Raw genomic sequence first — 24,851 nt, 5'->3', positions numbered from 1 at the left:
TCAGCAGGTAGTAATTGCTTACTACGTTGTAATTTCTTCCTTCTGTGGGAGTGACAGATGACGCTGTCCTGCCGTATCGCTTACCCGAAAGCGCCCTACCAGTGAATGCATATCACCCGCACGATCATCCAGTGTATGACTGGCTGTCGTGGCTTCTTGTACCAAGCGGGCATTTTGGTGCGTCACCTGATCCAATTGCGAAATCGCTTGGTTGATCTGGTCAATGCCTGCCGACTGTTCGTGGGTCGCTCCAGCGATCTCGGTAACATAGCGCGTCACCTCACCCAGGCTATCAATGATCTCCTGAAGGTGCTTACTGGATGCGTTGACGAGTTGCTCGCCCTCGCTCACCTTAGCAACACTGTCGTCTACTAAATGACGAATTTGGGCCGCCTCCTCAGCGCTGCGTCCCGCTAACTTACGCACTTCCTGAGCCACCACAGCAAACCCGCGCCCCTGCTCGCCAGCCCGAGCGGCTTCCACGGAGGCATTTAGCGCCAACAAGTTGGTTTGGAAGGCAATATCGTCGATGGCTTTAATAATAGAGGTGATTTTTTCACTCGCCTCACGAATATCGCCCATTGCCGCCGTGGTACGCGTTGACACATCCCCTGCAGCACGTGCGCGCTGATCAACGTTGCCACTGGCGTCTTTCGCCTGGTCAGCATACTCAGCCGTTTGCTTCACGGTAGCGGTAATCTGCTCAAGACTTGAGGCCGTTTCAGCCAGCGACGCTGCCTGCTGGTCGGTTCGTTGTGAGAGATTTTCATTGCCTGCCGCAATCTGTCGGCTGCTCGCCGCGATGGCTTCAGCGCTTTCACGAATTTGCGCCACCATCCCTTCAAAAGTATCCATCATGCTATTAAACGCTTGAGCCGTCTGGCCTACTTCATCGTTGCGTTTAAGCTCAAGACGCTTGGAAAGATCAGCGTTCTCGCCAGCAGCGCCACTGATGCTTTCCATCTGGCGGCGCATTGCCACGAGCGGGCCCAACACACGCACCATTGTGCGCCAGCCAAAGATAGCAAGCAGCGCAATCACAATCAGTGTGACCATAATCAGTAACGAACGGCCAGCATTGGCTAACGTTTCCGCCTGGGTCGCGGCACTGTCAGCCTGTGCCACGGTATACGCTTCAACGTCACTTAACGCCGAGCGCATCTGCGCCATGGCTTGAGCGACATTGGTGAGCGCCGCTTGTACTTGTTCATGGAGTGCAAGCTGCTGCAAACGAAGCGCATAAACAGCGTTATCATCAGACACCATCAGCCCTTGCAGCTCGACAATAACCTCATCAAGGTTATTAATTAGCGCACGCTGCTCTACTTCGGTACTGGGGGCGCTGGCGATTGCCGCCAACGACTGACGAGCAAGCCCGACCTGCTGGGCAATTTCATTATGACGCAAATTGACCAGCGCATCGGAGCTCTCTATTTGCATCATTTGACGTCCAAGGTCAGATAATTGCGCGAGTGCCATGCGCGCGTTACCGCTCAAACGCCCAATGTCCGCCTGTGCGGTAAACATATTATCCAGAAGCGTAGTAGGCAGTGTCGTCATGCCGTCTTCGCGCCAGGCTTCCATCAACTCACGCTGGTCACGGTCACTGCGTACTTGGGCTAACGCGGTGCGTCCGGCAATGTCTTCGGCACTAAGCATCACTTGAGAAATAAGAGCTTGCATCGCACTAATACGCTCGGCCATTTGTGTTTGCAGGCTCAACTCTTCACGGCGCACCGCCTCAAGTGCCGTATCGCCCTCAAGCAATGCTTGATAATGGCTATCCAGCTCACTTAAGCCCTCTGCGTGTTCAACCCCACTAAGCCGTTGGCGGGCGGTTTGAAAACGTTCATCCAAGCTAGCTTGAGCGGTAACCTCATCAAGGCCAGTGGCGCTTTCGGTGGCAAGTAGATCTGCATGACGCTGACCAAATGCCCCCATCGTGAGTACCATGCCCCGGCTGGCGTCCTGAAGAGGTAAAACCTCACCGGTAATATAGCGCTGCGAGTCGATAAGCCGCTGGTTAGTGGTCCAACCTGTTGCTGCTAGCACCACGGCGCCAAGCACTGCCGCTAGGAACAGGCTGATCAACATGGCTCTAATACTTAACGTTTTTTTCATTATCTGATTTCACTTGTGTCAGGGTCTTACAGGTAACTTAAGCCTAAATGCGGACGCTGTTACGGTAACAGGCTCGCCCACTCCACCGACTCAAAACGGCCGTTTGTGATAACGGTTGGCCATACTGCATCGCTGGCTTGGTGATCATTACGCCCAAGGCTGAGCGGCTCTTCCAAGCCAATATCGATGCTACCCAGACCAAGCAAGCCATCCACAATAGCGTCACGATCTGGCTCTGCACCCGCCGCCTTGACACCTTCCACAAACAGCTTCGCCGCCAGGTAGCCTTCAAGGGAAATAAAGTCAGGCTCACTTCCCCGTGAATGCGTGGCTAGTGCCTGGCGGTAGGCTTCTACAGCGGGTAGGTCGGCATCCAGAGGCGGCACGACTTGGGTAATAATCACGCCTTCTGACAACTCGCCAAGTTCATCCATTAACGCTTGACTGCCAACGAAAGAGACGTTCAGAAACACGGCATCTGGTAGGTCGTTGCGTGCTTCACGAATGAAATCTGCCGCGGGCCCGTAAGTGCCCACGATAATGACCGCCCGAGGCGTCACCGGCGCTTGCAGAATGGTCGCCAAGCCTTGGTGGATATTGCGAGTACCGCGGGTAAAACGGCCATGGGCCAGCGCGGCGATGTTGCCAACGCCATGGGAGGTTAACGCTTGGATAGCGCCATTGTATCCTGCGTCGCCAAAGCTATCGTTCTGGGTAAAAAAGGCAATTTCCTCGGGCAGAACACCCGCTTCCAGCAGCCCATCCACCATCGCGGCGGTTTCCTGCACATAGCTGGCCCGATAATTGATCACATAGCGGTCGGGCGGTGTTTTGCGCAATACGCCAGCGCCTGTAAACGCGCCATAAAGCAGCGTTTCATACTCGTTATAGATGGGAATAGTAACGGTAGCCGTTGGTGTACCGACATTGCCGATTGCCGCCAACACGTCATCTTCTTGGATCAGCTGGCGAGTGTTGCTGGCGGCTTTAAGCGGTTGATATTGATCATCGCGTGCAATCAAGGATAGCGTTTGACCATTCACCCCGCCTGCTGCATTAACCTCTGCAAAATAGGTCTCAATACCTTTTTGCATACCTAGCCCTAAAGGCGCAGCGCTACCGCTGGAAGGGGCGACAATCCCAAACGTAAGCTCTGCCTGAGCCAGTGGTGAAACCAGTAGCCCAGCGAATAACGTCAGCTTCAACAGCCTCATATTAATCAGTTGTTTTTTAAAACATTTTTTTAATAACAATAGCGTTCCCAATCGTCGCATTGATCTGCTCCTTGCTAGCTAGATCACTTCTTTACCCTATAAATGGCAAGTTGAAAAACAGACAATGGGAACCATCGCATGCCTCCTACATTACCGATCTGTTACCCCTTACTATCGGCAGAAGAATATACGACTAAAGGTTAATTATCGTTAATCGCTGAGTAATTATTATTGTCTATCGTGTAACTGAATTGAAATACTGAATGTATGTATAAAATACACTTACTAATCAAATATTTATAAGGATTAAGCGGCTGCTAATCAGGACGTTCTATCGCAAAACGATCGCTAATGCGGATGTAATCACTGCCCGCTAGGCGACCTACAGGTTTGAGAAGGTCCATATCCACATGGCGACCGTCCCATAGCGCGTCATCAATATGAATGGAAACCACTTGCGCCAGTACTAACGTACCTGCCAAGGGTTGGTCACCGAACCGAATCATATCGAACAATTTGCAGCCAAACGCCACAGGCGCATTAGCAATCCGCGGAACGCTCACGCCCGGCATAGCAGCCTTTTCAAGCCCGGCCAGGGTAAACTCATCCTCTCCTGGCGGCAGACTGGCACTAGTAGTATTGAGCGCTTCAATTAATGCTTCGCTACCCACATGCACAACGCATTCTGCAACATCATTTAAATTACGCACCGTATCTTTAAGCTCACCGCTGCCATTGAGCAGTGGCGAAAACGCCAGCACCGGCGGGTTGACACTAGCGACATTGAAGAAGGAGAACGGTGCTAAATTAGTATTTCCCTGCTTATCCTGGGTAGACACCCAGGCAATGGGCCTTGGGCAAACAACGCCAGATAACAAGCGGTAAATAACACCGGGGCTTAGGGGGGAATCATCTAACAGATAGTTACTCATTTTTGGCTCGCTCTTAAGTCGCTGAAAGAGCGGCAAGCCTCTAGATGTTGCCGCTTATTCATAATAGTCGAGTTTATACCTGACGCGCTTTAAGGTGATTGATCACGCCACCTACCCGCAACAATTCACGCTGACGCTCACTCACTCCATGATGTAAACGAAGTGTTCCTTTGCCTGCTACTTCCGCTTCCAATGTAGGGCTAGTTGCCACTTGGGCATGAAGGTTTTCTATAATAATAGTGTCGCCTTGAGCAAACTTATCCGCATCGCTGTCCTCTATAAACGTTAGTGGTAAAGCGCCAAAGCAGATTAAGTTTTGCCAATGGATTCGCGCAAAGCTTTTTGCTATCACCACCTGCAACCCCAGGTAACGGGGCACCAGGGCGGCGTTTTCACGGCTAGAACCTTGGCCGTAGTTATGACCACCTACAATAATATGCCCTCCTAAATTACGCGAGGCATCAGCACGACGTGCATATTCAGCATCAACGGCTTCAAAGGTGAAAGGAGCGGAAGCGTATATGCTGCTCCAGTAGGGCATCACACGCTGACCCGCAGGCATAATGTCATCGGTGGAGATATTATCTCCCGTGATTAATAATACAGGTATCTCCAAACGATTAGGCAGCGGCCTTAGTGTCGGCAACGCAGGCGTATTATCCGTTTTCTGCAGGGGCTTTAACCGCGCTTGATCAATCGGTAGCGGTGCTGCAAAGACATCCCGATTAACCACTATGGCCTCAGGTTCATTAATACGCGGGTAGTCCATTTGCATGCTACGTGGATCACTAATAACTCCAGCCAAAGCCGAAGCTGCGGCCGTTTCAGGACTGCATAGGAATACGCTGTCTTCTCGCGTGCCAGACCGGCCAGGAAAGTTACGTGGAACAGTACGTAAACTGTTTCGTCCTACGGCAGGCGCCTGCCCCATTCCAATACAGCCGTTGCAGCCCGCTTGGTGTAAGCGTGCACCACTAGCCACTAACTCACCTAAATAACCTTCTTGAATCAATGTAGAAAGCACTTGGCGCGACGAGGGGTTAATATCCAGCGATATACCATCTGCCACTGAGCGCCCTTTTACCATGCTCGACACGATGGCAAAGTCACGATAACCAGGATTACCCGACGAACCAATATAGGCTTGGTGCAACGGCTGCCCGACGACTTCACTCACAGGCACGACCTTATCGGGGCTAGAAGGCAGGGCGATAAGCGGCACCAGCATTGATAAATCAATCACTTCTTCCACATCGTAATGGCAACCAGGATCTGCTGCTAACGGCTGCCAATCGCCTTCGCGTCCCCGGGCTGACATAAAGCGTCGCGTACTTTCATCACTAGGGAAAACACTTGTCGTGGCACCCATTTCGGTACCCATATTAGCGATCACTAGTCGATCCATTGCCGAAAGCTCATCAAGCCCCGGGCCATAGAATTCAAGAATGCTATTTTTGCCACCCGACACGCCATGACGACGAAGTAGCTCCAAAACCACATCTTTAGCCGACACCCAGTCCGGCAAACGCCCTTCTAGGCGAACACCCCAAATCCGCGGCATGGTGATATAAAGAGGCTCTCCGGCCATTGCCATAGCGACTTCAATACCGCCTGCGCCGATGGCCAGCATTCCCAACGCACCCGCCGAGGTAGTATGGCTGTCGCAACCTACCAGCGACTGACCAGGCACACCAAAATTTTCCATATGCACGGGGTGGCTAATGCCATTACCAGGGCCTGAGTACCAAACACCAAAACGTTCACAGGCACTCTTTAGAAATAGATAGGTCTCGGCATTGAGGTTATCGGCTTGAACAAGACCGTGATCGATATATTGAACGCTCGGCTGAGTATGCACCCTGTCAATGCCCATGGCTTCAAGCTCAAGCATCACTAAAGTGCCAAGCACGTCCTGCAACAACGCTTGGTCGATGCGCAGGGCAATTTCACTACCAGGAAGCATGTCACCACTGACCAGATGATCACTGATCAACTTTTGAGCTAAGTTAAGGGGTGTTACAGGGGAGGCTTGAGAAGTCATAGATGAAGTCCTAATGTTTTTTATTATCATTAAAGAGAAAGGCGGCTAACCGCATTGTTTTTAAAAGTTATTTTTAATTATTAACATTACTAAATATTTAAGAATTCCTTACTACACTGATGCTCTACTTCAGCTTTAGTGAGGGGCTGTTTTTGGCGCATTTGTGCGGTTCGTGCCGCTAATATATGCGCACGCATAATGGCAGCCGCCCATTCACCATCGCGGTGTTGCAAGGCACGAATAATTTCTCGATGGTGCTGCATACTGCCCAGCAGCTCCTCACGGGTGTAATGGTGAAAACTGCGCCGAGAGACCGGCACTTGCACAATCGTTTCTAATAACCGTTGGAGGCGGGGGCTATCCGCTGCCGCCACCAGTTCAGCGTGAAACTGATTATTAAGCACGGCGATTTCATCCACTGCACGCTCATCATCCTGCTGGCACAGTAATTCCATTTGCTCGGAGAAACGGCTCAATGCGGAAAGTTGGGCTTCACCAATACGTTTAGCGGCCCGTCTCACCACCTGGGGCTCTAGCAAGACTCTCAATTCAAACACTTCTTCCACGTCGTGCTGTGTCCAGCCCACCACACGAGCGCCATGGTGGGGTATGGCTTCCACCCAGCCATCGGATACCAAGCGGCGCAATGCTTCGCGAATGGGCGTCCGGCTGTAATCAAGCTCCTCACTAATAGCCGCTTCACGAACATAGCTACCCGCCGCATAGCCACCATTTAGGATGCGTTGTTTGATGATGTGGTAAACACGGTCGGCTGCGGTCATAACAACACTCCAGAACGTTTCAGCGACTTCTTTTAAATCCGTTATTTTGCGCGCTTAAATTTATATTCACGACTAAGGTCGCAGATCTAATTGTGTGCAATTTATTGCATCAAAGACCAATATAAGCCTACATTTATCAAAAATCGAGCATAGTTGCATACAACTTTTTCATAAAGCTTTTTGCTAATAGTAGTCATGTCATACAAATGGAGTCCAAAATGAAACTCGACCCCACGTCTTTGCGGCTGTTTGTGCGGGTAGCAGAAATGGGCACCATCACCGGTGCGGCTGATGCTGAGTTCATTGCAACTTCTGCGGTTAGCAAGCGCTTAAGTGAGCTTGAAGCGCATTTCAGTACGCCGCTGTTACACCGCAATAACCGAGGCGTAGAGCTAACACCCGCAGGTAACGCGTTGCTGCACTTGTCCCGAGGGGTGCTACATAACCTGGAAGACTTGGATCTACAGATGCGCGATTACACTAGCGGTGAGCGCGGCATTATTCGCATTATTGCCAATATGTCCGCCATCACTCAGTACTTGCCCGGTGAGACACAAGCTTTTTTCGAAAAACATCCCGATATTGGTGTGCAGCTCGAAGAAAAAGTTAGCCCAGTGATTACCCGGGAAATTATGGCGAACGGTGCGGATATTGGTATATGCGCCAAGCTCCCCCATGGCTATGACTTAGCTGAGCTGCCTTATCACACCGATGAGCTGGTGCTTGTCACGCCGTTAAACCACCCTCTTGCCAACCGCGATGCCATCGATTTTCGCGACAGCCTAGAACACGCCTATGTCGGGCTACACTCTTCAAGCGCTATCAATCTTCAGCTCTTAAAGGCCGCCAGCTTAGCCAACAGACCATTAAGGCTGCGCATTCAAGTCACTAGCTACGACGCGCTGTGCTTGATGGTGCAAGCAGGATTAGGGATCGGGGTGGTTCCGAGAGGCGCCATCCGCCAATACGTGGGGGGATTACAAGTGCGTGTACTGCCTATTCGAGATGACTGGGCAAAACGACCGCTATGTATTTACGTCAACAACATAGACCGAATTTCGATGGCAGCCAGGCTATTTGTAGATCATCTCATTGAATCTTCAAATAATTCGAAACAACAGTTAGCGATAGAAAAGAGTGAAAAAGCTTTTAAATCTTCATTGATGTAGCGTTGATTTCATACCTGCCTTCTCGATTCACGAAAGCAGGCTCATCAATCACTAATACCCAAAAGCGGAGACAACGGGTATTTATAGTCTGGAGGTGGGTATGTAATACACCGCTTGTTCACAAAAACAAACCGTCCATGACAATCATGACAATAAAAGCATTCCAATGCTTGAGGTAATAATAATGAAATCCTTTGCTCAAAAATCACGTCTGCTTATTCCTGCTTCCATCCTGGCATTCGGTACGCTTACCAGCGCCGTTGTGCATGCCCAGGAAGATGCTTTGAATATTGGCGCCGTACCGACAGGTACTGGTTGGTTCTTTGGTATTTCAGAAGGTGCGCGGGTTATTAGCGCTAACACACCTTACGAAATTACCGTACGCGAGACTGGTGGCACCCGTGAAAATGCTATTCGTTTAGGTCGCGACGAACTGGATCTTGCCTTCACTGAAGCTCTAGTGGGCTATGAGCAATACAACGGTATAGGCCGCTTTGAAGACACGCCTAACGAAAACGTACGCTTAGTGTACTGGATTGCGCCTTCCACAATGCACTGGGCAGTACGTCAAGATGCTGAGATCAGTAACTTTGAAGAACTAGCTGGTGAGCGCTTTAATCCCAGCAGCATTGGCGGCGGCGGTGAGTACATCACCGAACTAGTGTTTGATATTCTGGGGGTTGAGCCCGACTTTCAGCGCATGCGCATCGATGATGCGGCAGAAGGTGTGATCGACGGTCGTTTAGTCGGCTTCAGCTATAATGGCATACCGCCTATTCCTGCGTTCACTGAAGTCCACTCTTCTCGCCCTCTACAGCTTCTGTCACTTTCAGAAGAGCAGATTGAGACTGTCACCGCAGAGCTTCCCTTCTTATCACCATCCATCATCCCCGCGGACACTTACCGCGGCATGGATGAAGCAACGTCATTAGGTATCTATATGGGCGTGTCAGCCAATAGCACGCTAGATAACGATATTGTTTATGACATCACCCAAGCCTATTGGGAAAATCATGATCAGGTCTCGGCTTCTTTTGCGCCTGCTAAAGGCATGACCCCACAAGACGTCATTGATAATGCCACCTTCCCGATCCACGCGGGTGCGTTGCGCTATTACCAAGAGCTGGGTCTTGAGATTCCTGAAGACGTTATTCCTCCCGAAGCACGCTAATACCTGCTTGCACCCGCAGACGCTTAAGCGTCTGCGGGTGTTTCACTGCATGCCTCTTTAACACCTCTTTTTAGACGCGCCTGTAATTGTTGCTAACAGCAAAATGGCGTGGGAGCCATCCGATGGACACCCCAGAAAGCAATAAAATTGTTGAAAAATATTCAGAAGACTCGGGTAAGCGTCAGCTTACGGGTTTCTGGTTTTTAGTGATGCGGCTAATCGCGGTAGCGATGGCGGTGTTCCATCTTTACGCCGCTATCACAGGGGCAGTAAATACCCAAAACGCCATTCACCTGCTGTTTGCTCTTCCCTTGATTTTCTTGGGCTACTCCTGCCGGGCAAAAGACAACCAGCGCTTACCCTGGTTTGATGTCATTCCAGTGGTGTTAGCAGTTGCGGTGAGTGGCTACTACATCATGCAGTTTGACCGCATCATTTATGGGCTTGGTTATCTAATGCCAACCACCTATGACCTGGTATTTGGCTTATTGGCAATTCTGCTTCTCCTTGAAGCCTGCCGCCGCGCCATTGGTCTAGCGTTCCCTATTTTGGTACTTATCGCCCTCTCCTACGCCTATTTTGGTAATCACCTGCCTGGTGTTTGGGGTCATGGGGGATTTGGCTGGGCAGACCTGGTGGCCACATTCTATATGAGTCCGACAGGTATCTACGGCAGCTTGATGCGTACCTCCTCGACGGTGATTGTGGTGTTCATTATGTTTGGCGCGCTACTGGTAACCACGGGCGGTGGCGATACGTTTATGCGCTTATCTAATTCTGTGACGGGCGGTATGGCGGGTGGTCCTGCTAAAGCCGCCACACTATGTAGCGCGCTTTTTGGCAGCATCAGCGGCAGTACCGCTGCCAATGTGGCCACGACGGGCGTGTTCACCATTCCATTGATGAAAAAAAGCGGCTATAGCCCTCGCTTTGCGGCAGCCACGGAAGCCTCAGCTTCGACCGGTGGACAAATTTTGCCGCCTATTATGGGCGCAGCCGCGTTTGTGATGGCCGACGTTATTTCCGTGAGCTATCTGGAAATCATTGGTGCTGCCCTTATTCCCGCGCTGCTTTTCTATCTCGCCATCTGGATGAGCGTTCACTTTGAAGCGAAGCGTCTGGGGCTCAACCCGATACCTAAAGATCAGCGCCCAACGTTACGCGAGGGCCTGTTCAATATTGAAACGCTGCTGCTACCAATTATCGTACTTATCACCATGCTGGTGCTGCGTTACACACCAACCACTGCTGCCGTGGCCGCTTATTTCACCGCGCTGCTGATCTATCTCTTCTCCTGGCGTAGCCCAGGTAGCTTTATGGATCGTTTGAAGTCGATTCCTGCTGCCTTAGAAGCAGGTGCCATGACCGCAGCAATGATCGCCGTTATCATCGGTAGCGTTGCGATTATTGCCTCGGTCATTAGCCTCACCGGTTTAGGCCTGAAAGTCTCATCGGTGATTCTTGTCGTCAGTGGCGGTGATGTACTGGTTACCCTCCTGCTGGCCATGGTCGTCGCGATTATTCTAGGCATGGGCCTGCCGACAGTAGCGGCCTATATGCTAGCGGCGTCTGTGGTGGCCGCTGCGTTTATTGAAGCCGGATTACCTAGCCTTTCAGCGCACTTGTTTATTCTCTACTTTGCGATTCTTTCAGGGGTGACACCACCCGTTGCGTTAGCAGCTTATATCGGTGGTGCCATTGCTGGCTCGCACTGGTTCAAAACCGCCCTTACGGCGACGAAAATCTCTCTTGGCGGGTTCTTGATCCCCTTTATGTTTATCTACCACCCTCCGCTGTTAGGCAATGGCACTCCGCTTGAAATTGCGCTTGCCGTGGCCTCTGGTGTGGTAGGCATAGTGGCACTGGCGGCATCGACAATCGGCTTCTTCTTACGTCCGTGCAGTTGGCTGGAGCGTGGACTGTTACTTGCGGCAGCGCTGATGTTGATTAACGGCATGGTGATAACCGATGTAGTAGGCATTGCTCTTATCGCGGGACTGTTTGCATGGCAATATCGCTTGAATCGTACTACTGATTCAGGCGCCTCTCTGCCTAGCAAGGAACCGACTCCATGAAGATTGTTATCCCCGATGACTACCAGGACTGCGTGCGCAGTTTAGATGCCTTCAAGCAGCTAGAAGGCCACGATGTAACGATCTATCACGACACCCTTACCAACCTGGACGCGCTAAGTGCGCGTTTTCAGGACGCCGAGGCGTTAGTGCTGATTCGTGAACGCACGCCTATCACGGCTGCCCTACTGGAGCGCTTACCCAACCTGAAAGTCATTTGCCAAACGGGTGGTGGTGCAGCGCATGTGGATATGGCGGCCTGTCGCCGCCATGGCGTCACTGTCATGGCGGGCACTGGATCGCCTTATGCAGCGGCAGAATTAAACTGGGGTTTAGTGCTTGCCGCCATGCGTCATATACCGGCAGAAGTTGAGAACCTGAAAGCGGGCCGCTGGCAGCGCACGTTAGGTACCGGCCTTAAAGGACGCACGCTAGGCATTTTTGGCTACGGAAAAATCGGCAGTTTAGTGGCACGCTATGGTCAGGCGTTTGAAATGAACGTGTTGGTGTGGGGTCGGGAAGGCACCCGCCAACGCGCCGCAGAAGCCGGGTTAGAAGTGGCCGAAAGCCAAGCTGCGTTGTTTCAGCGCTCAGATGTGCTGAGCCTGCACCTTCGCTTGAACGACGAAACCCGCGGTATCGTCACTGCTGAATCACTCGCCCAGATGAAACCTACATCTCTGCTGGTAAATACCAGTCGTTCACAGTTAGTGGTGCCCGGCGCGCTTGAGCAGGCGCTTATAGCTGGGCGCCCTGGTCAGGCAGCGGTGGATGTCTTCGATGCGGAACCGGTCATTGAAAACTCGTTGCTGGCATTGCCTAATCTAGTTGCCACGCCTCACCTTGGCTATGTAGAAAAAGATAGCTATGAGCTCTATTTTGGCGATGCCTTTAGCAACCTGCTGGCTTACATGGATGGTCAACCGATTAACAATTTAGCGGACTAACAGTGCGCGCTAAGTAGGCTAGCCATCCCCGTCTCTGTGCCAATTGTGCTAGCCTTATGGGTTCACAAGTAACACAGGGGCCATTAATGCTCACCATTTCTAATAACGTTACCCTGGCTGATTGGGAGATTGATATCAGCCAAATTCGCGCCCAAGGTGCTGGCGGCCAGAACGTCAATAAAGTCGCTTCAGCAGTACATCTACGCTTTGATATTCTGAGCTCTACGCTGCCGCCTCTGTATAAAGAGCGCTTAATGGCGTTATCGGATCAGCGCATTAGCAAAGAGGGCGTGGTAATTATTAAAGCCCAGAGCCATCGAAAGCTTGAACTCAATAAAGAAGATGCGCTGGCACGTTTAAAAGAGCTGATTCAGAGTGCCACCAAGCAGCAAAAAGTACGCCGCCCCACCAAGCCCACCAAAGGCTCGCAGCGCCGTCGTGTTGATCACAAAACCCGTAAGGGGAAAATTAAGTCATTGCGCGGTAAAGTGTCGGCGTCATAATGCGCCAGTCAGTTCTTCAGAGCCTATCTTAATGAGCACATCTTCTACCGTCCGCCCACTCTCGCCGTGCGTGCAGATCTGCCAGATCGAGCCATCCACTTCATTGTGCAATGGCTGCGGCCGTACGCTAGATGAAATTGCTGTCTGGGGCGCCATGACCGAGGCCGAAAAAGCCCCGGTATGGGAACGCTTGGAAAGCGAAGGCTATGTCTCTGATGACCATGTTTCTAAAGACCACGTTTCCAAAGACTAAGTTTTCACAGACTACGACTCTAAAGACAATGCCGCAGGCTGATGACGGTCACTCAAGATATGGTGCAACTCACCGCACGCCACCATCGGGTCGTCACAGTTGATCACAATATCCGAGCGCGACAACACGTAACTGCGGCCGGTAATGGTATTTTCCACTACTTGGTAAGCGCCTTCCTGATGAGTGCCAATGAAGGTGCCGATAAACCCCGTTTCACGCAGTGAAACCGTCTCCAGTTTATCGCCTATACTCAATCTTCCTTCATAGTTCATCAATGCCAGGCGTGCCGAGGTACCAGTACCCGTTGTACTACGGCAAATAACGCCAGGATGAACATAGGTGGTTGAGCGTGAACGTATATAACCTTCCGTTACCTTCTCTTCAGGCCCCATAAAGTGCAAAAACGGCAGTGGCCCTACGTCACCCAGCGTGTAGTGGGAAAAGCCTCGCTGCGCTTTAATCGCTTCGACGATTTTATAGGCACACTCGGATAGCGCACGCTCTTCATCACGCGTCAGCTTAAAGCCCAATTCAGTGGCATCCACTAACGCATAAAAGCCACCGCTGTAGGCGATGGAGTATGTGACATCACCAATACCCGGCACATCAATCGTATCGCGATAGGTGTCGATATAGCTGGGCAAGCCGCCACAGGTAACTGATTCCACCACGCCGTTATGCACTTTGGCTTCGATTTGCACCAAGCCTGCCGGCGCTTCCAGCTTAAAGCGCTGTATCCCTTCCTGCTTGGGCACAATACCGCTTTCTAGCACAGCTGTCGCGGTACACAAGGTGTTAGAGCCAGAGTAAATGGGATAGCCCATTACTTCCATAATGATATAGCCCGCGACCGCTTCCGGGTGGCTGGGAGGCACTAACAAATCGACTGACATTTCTGGAATGCCGTAGGGCTCTTCAAGCAGCAAGCGACGTAAACCGTCGGCGTCATCGCGCAGGTACTCCATCTGCTCGCGCACAGTGGCGCCTGGCAAAATATCGATGCCACCGGTGACAATACGGCTAACATCGCCACCGGCGTGAGTGTCCATTAACTGGATGGTATGGAGATTAGGCACTAGTGGCGCTCCTGAGCGTCAGAAGAAGAATTTTCGAGGGCGAACGGAGCACCATGAGAGGCCCACTGGGCGTCGGGAACAAGTACAATTTTACCCAGATAGTTGCTGTCTCGATTAACAAAATAGCGCTCGGCCGCATGCAGGTCGGAAAGCTTAAATGCCGCATGAAGCACGGGCTTTAATTCACCGCTGCGTATCCATGCCACAAGCTGTTCGGCCTCTTCACGGGTGCCGTGGGAAACGCCAAAAATCTGCACTTGATACAGATAAACGCGCGTCCACATCATTTCGCTCAGATTGCCACCGCTGGCACCCGCAATGGAAAGGCGCGGGTAACTCTTACGCCCCTGCATATCGACAATCATGGTATCGATAAATAGATTGGTCATTTCACCGCCGACCAGATCCATCACCGCATCGATCGGTTTACCGCTGGTCTTTTCCAGCACGCGATCCACAAATGTCGGCAAGTCGCCACGGTCAATCACCGCTTCTGCGCCTAGTGCTTTGAGTGCGTCAGCTTTGTCTAGCTGGCTTACCGCATAGGGAATAGCGCCCACAACACGGCAGAGCTGAATCAATGCGGTCCCCACGCCGCCGCTGGCACCACTGACCAACACGCGCTCACCAGCACTTACCTTGGCGGCGGTCATCATGTGGTAAGCAGTTTGATACGAACACATGCCCATTGAGGCAAGTTCTGCATCGTGCAGCTCAGGGTTGGGCACGTGATAGAACTGATCAGCAGGGACAGCGATATACTCAGCAAAACCGCCGTTGGCGCCATGGCCGTAGTAATCAGGAGTGAGGTTAATATCACGGCGCTCGTCGGCGTAGATATTAAAATCGAGCAGCCCTCGCTGACCAATGCGCTCGGCGTCGACACCCTCTCCGACCGCCACGATACGGCCTGCCACATCGGCCCCTTGAATACGCGGGAAGGTAAGCGTCGGGGTGCCGCCCATGGCAAAGGAAGTTACATCACCTTTATCTTTGGTGGGGTAAAGGCCTTCACGCGCTTTTCGGTCAGTATTGTTCTTTGCCGTAGCAGTCACCTGTACCAGCACTTCCCCCGACTTGGGCTGAGGTGTAGCGACATCCTGATGGTATTCCAATTTGTCGATATCGCCATGTCCAATCAATAGCATGGCAGCCATCGTCGGCGGCACCGTGTGTTCAGTTTCGGCCATGAGCTGACTCCTTAATATGGGTGTATTGGCGCTCAAACGACAATAACAAACTCTTGCCGAGACTCAAAAGCCATATAAGCGGCAATGGCGGCAACGCGTGGTTGCGAGGCCGCCAGAAGAACAAAGCACTACTATTAATATTAGTCAATTCAAATCTTAATTAAACATAAGCATTAGCTAAAGACAGGGACACCAATCAACACAGTGTGCAAGTAAAAAGCAAAGACAACATACGCCACCAGCCCGATGAGTACGGTAGCAATGGTAGCCATTTTCGTAGCTTTAACTGGCGCAGCTGGCGTCAAACGACCACGCTTTTTGGCAGCTTTAAACGCCAGGATGGCCCAGATAAGAAAGGCTGCAAAAAAGATAATATCGCCTAAGCGGCCGTTGGCTAACAGGTGAGCAAACGCCCATATTTTCACTGACAGCATCATCGGGTGGCCAAGCTTGGCCTTAATAGCATTATGGGGAACATACGCCGCCACTAGCATAATAAAGGCAGGCAGCATGAGCAGCGCGACCGCATGGCGCATTCCCATGGGTGGTTGCCACACATAAATAGGGTCAAGGCGCATCTGGCCAAACCCATAAATGGCAACCGCCAAGCCGATCACGGACACTGCCGAGTAGGCTATTTTCCACGTGGTTTCGCCGAATTTGGCAATTTGCTGCTGACGCCAATTTTCAGCGAAGATACGTACAGAGTGGCTGCCTAAAAAAATCAGCAGCCCGATGATCATTATGGTCATGAAAAATGCTCCCAGTGAAAACGCTAGTCGACGGCTTGATGCCTTATAGTCTTGGTCGCTGCAGAGAATGCCACACTCACCCCTCAACCACCTATGCATGCGTCAACTTTTCGTTTCCTGGCGAATCGTTCACTGACGAGCTTAGAACCAGTGTTTGCGTTTAAATAACCAAATCAATATGCCGCCGATGCCCAGCATTGCTCCCAAGACAAAAAAGTAGCCGTACTCATAGCGCAGCTCGGGCATATTTTCGAAGTTCATGCCGTAAATTCCAGCAATAAATGTCAGGGGTACAAAAATTGCGGTAATAACGGTGAGAACACGCATGGTGATATTTAGCTGATGAGAAGAAATAGAGATATAGCCATCGACTAAGTCACCACAAATGTCATAGTACATCTGGGTCAAGGTGTAGAGGCGTTCAAAGCGGTCCGCCACATCGTTAATAGCGTGCAGGGTTTCGCTCTCTTCTCGGGGCAGATGCTCGTAGTCATAAGCCGTCAGTTCTTGAGTAATGCCTTTGTGGTAACTAAAAATGCGGCGCATTTTGACCAATCGAGAGCGATAAGTAATGATTTTGCGCATCAAGACATCGTTGCCGTCTTCTAACAGTTCATCCTCTAGATCGCTTAATTCAGTTTCAAACTCAAGCAGGCTATCGATATAAAATCCGGCTGAGATATACATAACGCGCAGCGCGACCTGCTCCGGCGAATGCGCCAAAAGTGCTCTTCCGTGCTCGTTAAATAGCCGCTCAATGCTTAACGCTTCACCAGGATGGAGCGTAACCAAAAACCGTTCGCCCACAAAAAAACAGACCTGTTGAGGCAAATAGTTCAGCTCGGCATCGAAGGAGGAAATGCCGCGATAAATAATCAGCGTATGGTTATCAAACTCTTCTATTTTAGGCGGATGACGCTCTTTATGGGCATCTTGAATCGCCATCGGGTGAAATTCGAATGCCTCTAAAATCGACCGTTCGCTCTGCTGGGTCTCCCCCTGCATGTCAATCCAAATATGGCTTCCCGGCGTAGCCCGCCACACAGCTATCAGGCTTTCACCGCCCTCTTGGGTCTCGCCTTCAGGCGTGGTCAGAATAGTTCGAATCATGATCGTCCTTGAATATTTCCGGCCTTTCTTAAGAAACACTACCCAAAGGCTGCACTATGCGAACTTGGGCTTTTCCCAAACGCTTGGCATCATACATGGCAACATCGGCTCGCCTTAATAGCTCGTTGCCCGTTTCAGCACTAGTCGGCATATACATGGCAATACCTATGCTTGCACTGATATTCAGCACTGCCTTGCCAGCAGCAAACGGCTCTTCAATCACCTGTATTAATTTATTAGCCAACGGCTCAATTGCTATAGACTCACTGCCTTCTAATAGCAAGACAAACTCATCTCCGGCCCACCGCGCTATATAGTCGGTTTCACGGACGGTCTCCACCAATCGTTTAGCCATCACTCGCAGCAACTCATCCCCCATAGCATGACCATGAGTGTCATTAATCGCTTTAAAACCGTCCAGGTCCATGAATAAAACTGCTAAGGGCTTTTGAGTACGCCGAGCGCGGGCCATCGCGTCAGGCAAGCGTTCATCTAGGGCGCGCCTGTTAGGCAGTTTGGTTAATACGTCTTCACGGGCCTGTTGATCGCGCAAGCGCTCTAGCTGCTGTCGTTCGGTAATATCATGGATAAAAAGACTGCGTCGCTCGCGACCATCAATGAACAACTTCTTGATGCGTACCTCGACGGGCAGTTCCCTGCCATCATGGCACTGCGCTGTATAGGTGATAGGGGCTTGATCACTCTCAGTTGGCAAGCCATTAGGAAAGAGTAGTTGTGTGATTGGCCTTGCCAGCACCGCCTTACGTGGCCAACCAAACATTAGCTCAGCCGCTCGGTTCCAATCGAGAATGGCGCCCTGTGAATCAACACTGATATAGGCGTCATAGGCGGATTCAATGACCAGATTGAGCTCGTTGGTGCGCCTTTCAATTTGGCACTCCATGCTGTAATGAAGCTCGCTCAACGCTCGCTGAGATTCCTGTGCTTTTTTTCTCTCTCGGATCAGCCGCTCACGCAGGCGAATTTCGTCAGTCACAATCGCCGCTAAATCTTTCAAAGCCGCCAGTTCCTGCTCACTAAGAGTACGAGGTTTAATATCAATCGCGCAGAGGGAGCCCAACGCAAGACCATTGGAGGTGCACAGCGGAATACCCGCATAAAAGCGAATCCCATTCGGGGCAGTCACATGGGGATTTTGCGCAAAGCGAGGGTCCTTTCGTGCATCTTCAACAATTAACGGCTCTGAGGCCGTCACTGTATAAGCGCAAAAAGCCACATCTCGCGTTGTCTCGCGGGTTTCCACGCCCACGCGCGACTTAATCCACTGACGCTCAGCATCAATCAACGTGATCATTGAGATAGGCACATTCAGTAACTGGGTAACCAACCTGGTGACGCGGTCAAACGCCGGTTCATCCGGGGTGTCTAACAGCTCAAGCTCATAAAGAGCGGCTAACCGCGCCTCTTCATTAGATGCTATGGGGTAGCTCATTGTTATGTCACCCATTCAGGGAGGTGTAGGTCTACCAGCATATCGCGACCAGCACTTTCCTGCTTACTGCTTATTATTTTTACTCATACTCGCGAGCAACACACTAACCAGCGTAGAGGCGACTATCGCGCCGACAAACGGCCCCAGCGTAGGAATGCTGCCCGGAAAACTGGCAGCTACCACTCCCGCGATGAGACTGCCCTGACCGAACCACCCTGGAATAATGGCACCCAGCAATCCTGCAACGCCTCCCGCGATAGCCGCGAAAGGGGTCATGCGCTGCCACAGACCTAGCAGCACAGGCACCACAATGGCAGCACACAGTAAGTCAGCAATCAGGAATAGCCGCAGTACCGACAACCCCTGCAAAGCAATCACTACCACCGGTATCATCAATGCAATCGTGACCCAACGGGCAGCGGTAATGGAAACACCCCGCTGTTCGCTGCGCGACACCACCAGGGAAGCGATACCATTTTGTAACGTATCCACACTGGAGGCCACCAAGGTGACTGCCAGCACTAAGGCAGGTAGCGTCAGCCAAGCTGGGGCCTTCGTTAGCAGGGCGAAAAACGGCATCGGCGGCTCGCCAAGGGGAACCCCACTCATTGTCGCCAGCATGCCCAAACCACCAATTAGCATCACGACGACGACGGTCATACCGCCGCCTAGCCAAGCGCCACGGCCCAGGCTTTGATCATCCCTCGCCGCCCAAACGCGCTGCCAATACCCTTGATGGAAAAGGTTCGCTGCGGTGACGGCGATGACCAGCGTTAACGCAACGCTTAGCGCGCTGGTAACGGGGATGGAAGGCAGCGTTGCCTCGCTAGGCATTGTGGGTAGGCGCCATAACGTAACGCTACCCACCGCCAACAGAAGCGCTAGCAACAGCCATGCCTGCCATCGGTCTGTGGCAAGGCTGGCACGCAACCCGCCAACCGCGGTATACACCAGGGTGGTGAGGGCAACGCCAATAATCACCAGCGCGGGCGGCACATCTGACAATAGCGCGGTGATTGCCCCAATGGCGGTGAGCTCCGCTGCTAGAAAGCAAGCCATATAGCCCACCGACACCAACGTTACCCAGCGCCGCACGCCTGGGCCATAGCACGCCTCTGCAAACTCGGCGATACTGCGCCCTTCCGGCAACGCACGGCGAATTTTTGGCCCGTAGAGTCCTAATACAATAAACGGCAGTGCCGACCCGAGCGCATAACCTGCTAATGCGAGGGGGCCAACAAAGGCGCCAATTTCAGGCGGGGCAAAGAGTATCCACGCCCCCATGCCGGAGGCAAGAAAGGAGAGGCCCAGGGTTGAAGCCGTTTGTGAGTTGCGGGCCGTCACATAGTCATCAACGGGACCATCCACCCAGCGAGCCCGTAGGCCTAAAAAAGCAAAGCAGCACAGCGCCGCGCCAAGCACGGCTGACGTCAGATATAGCATGTCGCACTTCCTCCGCCGGTACGAACCGGATCAGGTTCCAGGGTCTGCGCAGCGCGCATTCTCAGCCCTTGCAAGCAGGGCTCCCCTGGCGACAGTGAATGAAGACGGTATCGTCAACCAAAAACGCGCCTTAGTAAAGTTTCGCGTCTTGGTAAGATTTAAGGTGTGTTGACAGTCTCAGCGCGGGGCACTCGCCCCATCAGATAGAACTCCTCATTGGGCGGCGTACCCGCCAGGGTGACCAGTCGATTCGACAAACCAAAAAATGCCGCGATAGCGCCTATATCCCAGCAGTCCTCTTGGCTAAAGCCTTCTTGCCGCAGGCGCGTGCGCCACTCATCGGTCATTTCACCGACATCAATGGCACAGTGCATGGCAAAGTCGAGCATGACGCGGTGGCGCTCACTAATCGGCGCCACGCGATGGTTGATGGCGACCTGATCCGCAAGCAGCGGGTCTTTGCTGTAGATGCGCACCAGTGCCCCATGCGCCACCACGCAATACAAGCAGCGATTCCGCGCACTGGTAGCGACCACAATCATCTCTTTCTCGGCTTTAGTGAGCGAGTCAGATTCACGCTCCATGAGCGCATCGTGGTAGGCAAAGAAAGCACGAAATTCAGCAGGACGATGGGCCAACATTAAAAATACATTAGGCACAAACCCTGCCTTTTCCTGGACGGCCAAAATAGCGTGGCGAATATCGTCGGGCAGATCATCTAACGTTTCTGGTACATTAAAACGGCTTAATGAAGCAGACATAATCACCTCTTTATTGTTAAGTTTAACCATCTCATAAAAACGGCTTAGCCTTTACGTAACAAAACGCTAACTTAAGTGACTTTTAATTAGCGGCCCTGCTCGCCATACTGACGTAACGACCTGCAATAGCTGGCATAAAAGAACCGCGCGCCTAACGCTTAATAATCAGTTCGTTCAAAGGGACACTGACATGAGCCATAACGAAGCAAAAGAACACATCTCCGGTCGTCTAAACGAACTGTTTGCTGACCCCTACCAAGCGTTTGAAAATGATACGGATGAACGCCAGCTACATATTCGGATCATGCTGCATATGTTACTTGCCCGCCCAATGACGCGGGGCCAAATGACCTTGAGAGTCATTCATGGCTGGGAAAATGGTGGGTTTGAGCCCGACGACCTGCAGCATGTCGACTACACCCTCAGTGACGTTTCAGACTTCAAACGAGCAGTGCAGGATTTTGAAGACGCCTCCAAGCACAACACGCCTTTACCTGCTGACCAAACCGCCATTCTTGCTGCCCCGCTAGCCGATGCGATTGCAGAGGCGAAAGCCGAGGGCCAAGACCTCACCAACGGCATTCGTCATACCCCAGCGCGCTGGCCAGCGTTTGAGGGCGGCTTGGCACTCTATACGCTGTTTAAAATGTACCACCGCCTGATTTATGGCGAAGATGACACCTACCGCTGCTCGCAATGCATGACGCCGCTTGGTTTGCGCGAAATACATGAGTTTCACCTCGAAGAAGGTGAGTTCGCGCTGCTGGTGCCGCCTGCCCAGGACTTCATGAACGAACACTCCCTGCTGGTGCTGCATGAAAGCCAACTTGGCCCCATTGAACAACTGTTGGAAGAAAGCTTGCCGTTGTTTGATAACTTTTAAATCCCGATATGTCGGTTCATCGGCTTGGCTTTGGCCTCGCCTGCTATCAATTGACCCCGCTTAATGCGGGGCCAGCAACAGGCATTTAATAGCGCTTCATTTAGCCAAGCGAAATCGTACTATTAATGCCACTAGAAACATTCTCTGGTTCAAACCAACGCGCTGTGACGGTTTTGGTTTGCGTCCAGAAGGCAATCGCCTGTTTGCCGTTAGGCCCTAAATCCCCCAGCTTTGATGCCCGCGAGCCAGTGAAGCTGAAGTAGGCAACCGGTACGGGGATGGGCACGTTAATACCAATCTGACCCACATCGATATCGGTTTCAAAACGGCGAGCAATCCAACCAGAGTTAGTAAAGATAGAAGTGCCATTGCCGTTGGGGTTGGCGTTGATAAATTCGATCGCTTCATCGAGGGTTTCAACACTGACCACACACAGTACAGGCCCAAAAATCTCTTCGCGGTAAATGGTCATATCCGCGGTCACATCCGCAAACAGAGTGGGGCCCACGAAGTTACCGTTGGGGTAGCCGTCCACTTGAACATTGCGACCATCGACCATCAGTTTGGCGCCCTCTTTTTCGCCTGCATCGATTAAACGCAGCACACGATCACGAGCAGCCGGCGATACCAGGGGTCCTAAATCTGCATCTAGCTGGGTACCAGGGCCGACTTTCATTGCCCGCGCCGCCTCAACAATGTCGCTTAGCCATTCGCGTGCTTCACCGACTAGCACCACCACCGAGTTGGCCATGCAGCGCTGGCCAGCCGCACCAAAGGCTGAGCCCAACAGGTTGTTAATCGCCTGACTGCGGTTAGCATCCGGCATCACCACGCAGTGGTTCTTGGCCCCCATCATCGCCTGCATCCGCTTGCCCGCTGCGGCGGCGCGGTTATACAACAGCGAACCCACGTGGGTAGAGCCAATGAACGAGAGCGCTTTGATATCCTGATGATCAGCAATTTGATTAGCCACATCCGGACCACCGTGTACCACATTGAGCACGCCGGGCGGGATACCGGCTTCGTGGGCCAGCTCGACTAAGCGCATAGTGGAGCTAGGATCTTGCTCTGAGGGTTTGAGAACAAAGGTATTGCCGGTGGCAATCGCCAGCGGAAACATAAAGCACGGCAACATAATGGGGAAGTTGAACGCGGTAATCCCTGCGCCCACACCCAATGGCTGATGCATGGTGTAAACATCCACCTCGTTGGCAGCGTTTTCAGCCAGCTCTCCCAGTTGCAGCGAGGTAATCGAGCAAGCGTGCTCCACCACTTCCAGGCCACGGCCTACTTCACCTTCCGCATCCGGCAGGGTTTTGCCGTGCTCTTCGGTAATCAGTGCCGCCAGCTCTGCAGTATTGTCACGAATCAACGCCTGAAGCTTAAGCATGATGCGCATTCGCTTGCCAAGCGGCACTTTTCGCCACTCCTTGAAAGCCTCCTTGGCATTACTGATGGCATGCTCAACTTCGTCAGCGGTGCAAAACGGCACCCGCGCAACGACCTCTTGTGTAGCGGGGTTAACCACATCGCGCCATTCCTGACTTTGCGACGGTACGGGCTGACCATTGATATACATGGGTATTTCGCGAACGGACATAACGTTGCTCCTGTTTATAGTTTTGGTTGTGGTGGCTGTGATGGTTGTGGCTATGGCTGTAATTGTTATGGCTGCGATTGCTGTCATAAAGCAGTGATTGCCTGCGCATCGCGGTAAGCAAGAACACAGGGTATAGCAGCAAGTTGACGTTAACGTCAACCAAGTATCCTACGAGTAAACAAAATCTGCCGTATGGCGTCAATTAGCCTTTCCATTGTTATGCCGTGCTGGCTATGCTTCGGCTAATCAGGGGCGCCGTGGCTTTTCAAACCGTTCACGGCAAACGCTACGCATAACGTGTTTAAGCACAGGGAATTAACGATGCAGACCTTCAGCTGCCGCTGTGGCAATCCACTTTTCTATGAAAACACCCACTGCCTTACCTGCCAGGCAGACGTCGGCTGGTGCCCCGCCTGTAGCAATATTGTCGCGATTGAGCCGCTGGATAGCGGTGGGTATCGCTGCACTCATCCAGGTTGCGATACAGCACTGATGAAATGCCACAACTACGCCGTTGAGAACGTCTGTAACCGTATGGTGGTGATGGCACATGGCCAAGCGGATGCACTCTGCGACTGCTGTCGTTATAACGAGGTAATTCCCGACCTCAATATTGAAGGTCATCGTGAACGCTGGGCGGCGCTTGAAGCAGCGAAGCGGCGGCTATTTCATACCCTCGATCTACTCAAGCTGCCACACGGCACCAAAGACGATGCTATTAACGTGCCGCTAAGCTTTTCATTTATGGCCGACGCCCTCCCCGACCAGGGGTTATGGCGCTCTACCGCGAAGCAAGAGAAGGTTTATACCGGCCATGCCTCGGGCCATATCACTATTAACGTCAAAGAAGCCGATGACGTTGAGCGTGAACGCTTGCGCGTCGATATGAACGAATCACACCGCACGCTCATCGGTCACTTCCGTCATGAAATTGGCCACTATTATTGGGATGTACTGGTAAAGGATCGCGATGAAGAGGCGTGTCGTGCGGTGTTTGGCAACCACCATCGGCCAAGCTATGCCGAAGCGTTAGAGCGCTACTACCAACAGGGCGCCCCCAGCGACTGGCCTGAGCGTTTTATCTCTGCCTACGCCACCATGCACCCCTGGGAGGATTTCGCCGAAACCTTTGCCTATTACTTGGATATGGTGGCTGTGCTGGATACCGCACTGCACATGGGCATTACCCATGTCGAATACGACGGCAGCCTGGACAGCATGCTGATGGCTTTTCATCAGGTCGGCTTGGCGGTGAACGAACTCAACCGGGATATGGGGCTGCTCGACCTTTCGCCAGCGGTGCTCGCCCCCGCCGTGCGCGATAAGCTGGCGTACCTGCATCAACTGATCCAAGCCGCCAGCCCTGTTGAGCGCTAGC

Annotated in this window: 21 protein-coding genes and 1 riboswitch; of the genes, 8 read left to right on the top strand and 13 right to left on the bottom strand. The window is 52.2% G+C overall.

The features are described 5' to 3' along the window. Positions 1–21: 21 nt before the first annotated feature. The 5 genes from HUO07_RS00510 to HUO07_RS00490 form a co-directional block, all read right to left on the bottom strand. Positions 22–2,121, bottom strand: a complete 2,100-nt coding sequence (locus tag HUO07_RS00510) for a methyl-accepting chemotaxis protein (RefSeq protein ID WP_176301929.1) — start codon at positions 2,119–2,121, stop codon at positions 22–24. A gap of 59 nt (positions 2,122–2,180) precedes the next feature. Then, positions 2,181–3,395, bottom strand: coding sequence for an ABC transporter substrate-binding protein (locus HUO07_RS00505; protein ID WP_246286379.1), 1,215 nt, complete (start codon positions 3,393–3,395; stop codon positions 2,181–2,183). Between the two features lie 257 nt (positions 3,396–3,652). Further along, the gene (locus HUO07_RS00500; protein ID WP_008957365.1) at positions 3,653–4,267 is read right to left on the bottom strand and encodes a flavin reductase family protein; all 615 of its coding nucleotides are present in this window, start codon (positions 4,265–4,267) and stop codon (positions 3,653–3,655) included. Between the two features lie 73 nt (positions 4,268–4,340). Continuing rightward, a complete protein-coding gene (locus HUO07_RS00495; RefSeq protein ID WP_176301928.1) occupies positions 4,341–6,308 on the bottom strand; it encodes an aconitate hydratase in 1,968 nt (655 codons plus the stop codon). A gap of 89 nt (positions 6,309–6,397) precedes the next feature. Beyond that, positions 6,398–7,090, bottom strand: coding sequence for a GntR family transcriptional regulator (locus HUO07_RS00490; RefSeq protein ID WP_176301927.1), 693 nt, complete (start codon positions 7,088–7,090; stop codon positions 6,398–6,400). Positions 7,091–7,308: 218 nt separating this feature from the next. Here HUO07_RS00490 and HUO07_RS00485 point away from each other — a divergent pair, with 218 nt between their 5' ends. The 6 genes from HUO07_RS00485 (at position 7,309) to HUO07_RS00460 (ending at position 13,205) form a co-directional block, all read left to right on the top strand. Next, positions 7,309–8,259, top strand: coding sequence for a LysR family transcriptional regulator (locus HUO07_RS00485; protein WP_176301926.1), 951 nt, complete (start codon positions 7,309–7,311; stop codon positions 8,257–8,259). A 184-nt stretch (positions 8,260–8,443) separates the two neighbouring features. Beyond that, positions 8,444–9,430 (top strand): TAXI family TRAP transporter solute-binding subunit, encoded by a 987-nt coding sequence (locus HUO07_RS00480; protein ID WP_176301925.1) that lies wholly within the window; start codon positions 8,444–8,446, stop codon positions 9,428–9,430. A 122-nt stretch (positions 9,431–9,552) separates the two neighbouring features. Further along, entirely contained in the window at positions 9,553–11,505 is a 1,953-nt protein-coding gene (locus HUO07_RS00475) for a TRAP transporter permease (protein ID WP_176301924.1), read from the top strand. Continuing rightward, positions 11,502–12,449 (top strand): D-2-hydroxyacid dehydrogenase family protein, encoded by a 948-nt coding sequence (locus HUO07_RS00470; RefSeq protein WP_176301923.1) that lies wholly within the window; start codon positions 11,502–11,504, stop codon positions 12,447–12,449. Before HUO07_RS00475 ends, HUO07_RS00470 begins: the two co-directional genes overlap by 4 nt. Before the next feature lie 86 nt (positions 12,450–12,535). Continuing rightward, on the top strand, positions 12,536–12,952 hold the full coding sequence (gene arfB, locus HUO07_RS00465; protein ID WP_101145656.1) for an alternative ribosome rescue aminoacyl-tRNA hydrolase ArfB: 417 nt from the start codon (positions 12,536–12,538) through the stop codon (positions 12,950–12,952). A 31-nt stretch (positions 12,953–12,983) separates the two neighbouring features. After that, a complete protein-coding gene (locus tag HUO07_RS00460) occupies positions 12,984–13,205 on the top strand; it encodes a DUF1289 domain-containing protein (RefSeq protein ID WP_176301922.1) in 222 nt (73 codons plus the stop codon). Positions 13,206–13,216: 11 nt separating this feature from the next. Here HUO07_RS00460 and HUO07_RS00455 read toward each other — a convergent pair whose 3' ends face one another. From HUO07_RS00455 to HUO07_RS00425, 7 genes are all read right to left on the bottom strand, one after another. Continuing rightward, on the bottom strand, positions 13,217–14,281 hold the full coding sequence (locus tag HUO07_RS00455; protein WP_176301921.1) for a proline racemase family protein: 1,065 nt from the start codon (positions 14,279–14,281) through the stop codon (positions 13,217–13,219). Then, complete coding sequence (locus HUO07_RS00450) at positions 14,281–15,471, bottom strand: alcohol dehydrogenase catalytic domain-containing protein (RefSeq protein WP_176301920.1); 1,191 nt, start codon at positions 15,469–15,471, stop codon at positions 14,281–14,283. Before HUO07_RS00450 ends, HUO07_RS00455 begins: the two co-directional genes overlap by 1 nt. Positions 15,472–15,644: 173 nt before the next feature. After that, the gene (locus HUO07_RS00445) at positions 15,645–16,223 is read right to left on the bottom strand and encodes an NnrU family protein (protein WP_176301919.1); all 579 of its coding nucleotides are present in this window, start codon (positions 16,221–16,223) and stop codon (positions 15,645–15,647) included. Positions 16,224–16,364: 141 nt separating this feature from the next. Next, the gene (locus HUO07_RS00440; RefSeq protein ID WP_176301918.1) at positions 16,365–17,333 is read right to left on the bottom strand and encodes a magnesium transporter CorA family protein; all 969 of its coding nucleotides are present in this window, start codon (positions 17,331–17,333) and stop codon (positions 16,365–16,367) included. 28 nt (positions 17,334–17,361) lie between these two features. Further along, positions 17,362–18,786 (bottom strand): sensor domain-containing diguanylate cyclase, encoded by a 1,425-nt coding sequence (locus HUO07_RS00435; protein ID WP_176301917.1) that lies wholly within the window; start codon positions 18,784–18,786, stop codon positions 17,362–17,364. Between the two features lie 63 nt (positions 18,787–18,849). Next, entirely contained in the window at positions 18,850–20,229 is a 1,380-nt protein-coding gene (locus HUO07_RS00430) for an SLC5/6 family protein (protein WP_176301916.1), read from the bottom strand. Further along, a riboswitch (TPP riboswitch) is annotated at positions 20,219–20,326 on the bottom strand. (Overlaps the previous gene by 11 nt.) A gap of 61 nt (positions 20,327–20,387) precedes the next feature. Beyond that, entirely contained in the window at positions 20,388–20,990 is a 603-nt protein-coding gene (locus tag HUO07_RS00425) for a peroxidase-related enzyme (RefSeq protein ID WP_176301915.1), read from the bottom strand. A 190-nt stretch (positions 20,991–21,180) separates the two neighbouring features. Between HUO07_RS00425 and HUO07_RS00420 the strand changes: the two genes are divergently transcribed. Beyond that, positions 21,181–21,873 carry a hypothetical protein gene (locus HUO07_RS00420; protein ID WP_176301914.1) on the top strand — a complete coding sequence of 231 codons (693 nt, stop codon included), beginning with the start codon at positions 21,181–21,183 and terminating at the stop codon, positions 21,871–21,873. A gap of 100 nt (positions 21,874–21,973) precedes the next feature. On the opposite strand, the gene HUO07_RS00415 is transcribed toward HUO07_RS00420, so the two are convergent. Beyond that, positions 21,974–23,473: a CoA-acylating methylmalonate-semialdehyde dehydrogenase gene (locus HUO07_RS00415; RefSeq protein ID WP_176301913.1), complete on the bottom strand. Its 1,500-nt coding sequence runs from the start codon at positions 23,471–23,473 to the stop codon at positions 21,974–21,976. A 321-nt stretch (positions 23,474–23,794) separates the two neighbouring features. On the opposite strand from HUO07_RS00415, the gene HUO07_RS00410 reads away from it, so the two are divergent. After that, entirely contained in the window at positions 23,795–24,850 is a 1,056-nt protein-coding gene (locus HUO07_RS00410; protein WP_176301912.1) for a zinc-binding metallopeptidase family protein, read from the top strand. The last annotated feature ends 1 nt before the right edge of the window (position 24,851 follow it).

This window comes from Vreelandella maris, from assembly GCF_013371085.1.
GTDB lineage: Bacteria > Pseudomonadota > Gammaproteobacteria > Pseudomonadales > Halomonadaceae > Vreelandella > Vreelandella maris.
The sequence above is the reverse complement of the archived record's forward strand: the minus strand, read 5'-3'. Positions and strand labels throughout refer to the sequence as shown.

Bases quoted from the DNA above. Each gene is read 5' to 3' on its own strand.
- HUO07_RS00510 (WP_176301929.1), bottom strand. From the start codon at position 2,121: ATGAAAAAAACGTTAAGTATTAGAGCCATGTTGATCAGCCTGTTCCTA.
- HUO07_RS00505 (WP_246286379.1), bottom strand. From the start codon at position 3,395: ATGCGACGATTGGGAACGCTATTGTTATTAAAAAAATGTTTTAAAAAA.
- HUO07_RS00500 (WP_008957365.1), bottom strand. From the start codon at position 4,267: ATGAGTAACTATCTGTTAGATGATTCCCCCCTAAGCCCCGGTGTTATT.
- HUO07_RS00495 (WP_176301928.1), bottom strand. From the start codon at position 6,308: ATGACTTCTCAAGCCTCCCCTGTAACACCCCTTAACTTAGCTCAAAAG.
- HUO07_RS00490 (WP_176301927.1), bottom strand. From the start codon at position 7,090: ATGACCGCAGCCGACCGTGTTTACCACATCATCAAACAACGCATCCTA.
- HUO07_RS00485 (WP_176301926.1), top strand. From the start codon at position 7,309: ATGAAACTCGACCCCACGTCTTTGCGGCTGTTTGTGCGGGTAGCAGAA.
- HUO07_RS00480 (WP_176301925.1), top strand. From the start codon at position 8,444: ATGAAATCCTTTGCTCAAAAATCACGTCTGCTTATTCCTGCTTCCATC.
- HUO07_RS00475 (WP_176301924.1), top strand. From the start codon at position 9,553: ATGGACACCCCAGAAAGCAATAAAATTGTTGAAAAATATTCAGAAGAC.
- HUO07_RS00470 (WP_176301923.1), top strand. From the start codon at position 11,502: ATGAAGATTGTTATCCCCGATGACTACCAGGACTGCGTGCGCAGTTTA.
- arfB (WP_101145656.1), top strand. From the start codon at position 12,536: ATGCTCACCATTTCTAATAACGTTACCCTGGCTGATTGGGAGATTGAT.
- HUO07_RS00460 (WP_176301922.1), top strand. From the start codon at position 12,984: ATGAGCACATCTTCTACCGTCCGCCCACTCTCGCCGTGCGTGCAGATC.
- HUO07_RS00450 (WP_176301920.1), bottom strand. From the start codon at position 15,471: ATGGCCGAAACTGAACACACGGTGCCGCCGACGATGGCTGCCATGCTA.
- HUO07_RS00445 (WP_176301919.1), bottom strand. From the start codon at position 16,223: ATGACCATAATGATCATCGGGCTGCTGATTTTTTTAGGCAGCCACTCT.
- HUO07_RS00440 (WP_176301918.1), bottom strand. From the start codon at position 17,333: ATGATTCGAACTATTCTGACCACGCCTGAAGGCGAGACCCAAGAGGGC.
- HUO07_RS00435 (WP_176301917.1), bottom strand. From the start codon at position 18,786: ATGAGCTACCCCATAGCATCTAATGAAGAGGCGCGGTTAGCCGCTCTT.
- HUO07_RS00430 (WP_176301916.1), bottom strand. From the start codon at position 20,229: ATGCTATATCTGACGTCAGCCGTGCTTGGCGCGGCGCTGTGCTGCTTT.
- HUO07_RS00425 (WP_176301915.1), bottom strand. From the start codon at position 20,990: ATGTCTGCTTCATTAAGCCGTTTTAATGTACCAGAAACGTTAGATGAT.
- HUO07_RS00420 (WP_176301914.1), top strand. From the start codon at position 21,181: ATGAGCCATAACGAAGCAAAAGAACACATCTCCGGTCGTCTAAACGAA.
- HUO07_RS00415 (WP_176301913.1), bottom strand. From the start codon at position 23,473: ATGTCCGTTCGCGAAATACCCATGTATATCAATGGTCAGCCCGTACCG.
- HUO07_RS00410 (WP_176301912.1), top strand. From the start codon at position 23,795: ATGCAGACCTTCAGCTGCCGCTGTGGCAATCCACTTTTCTATGAAAAC.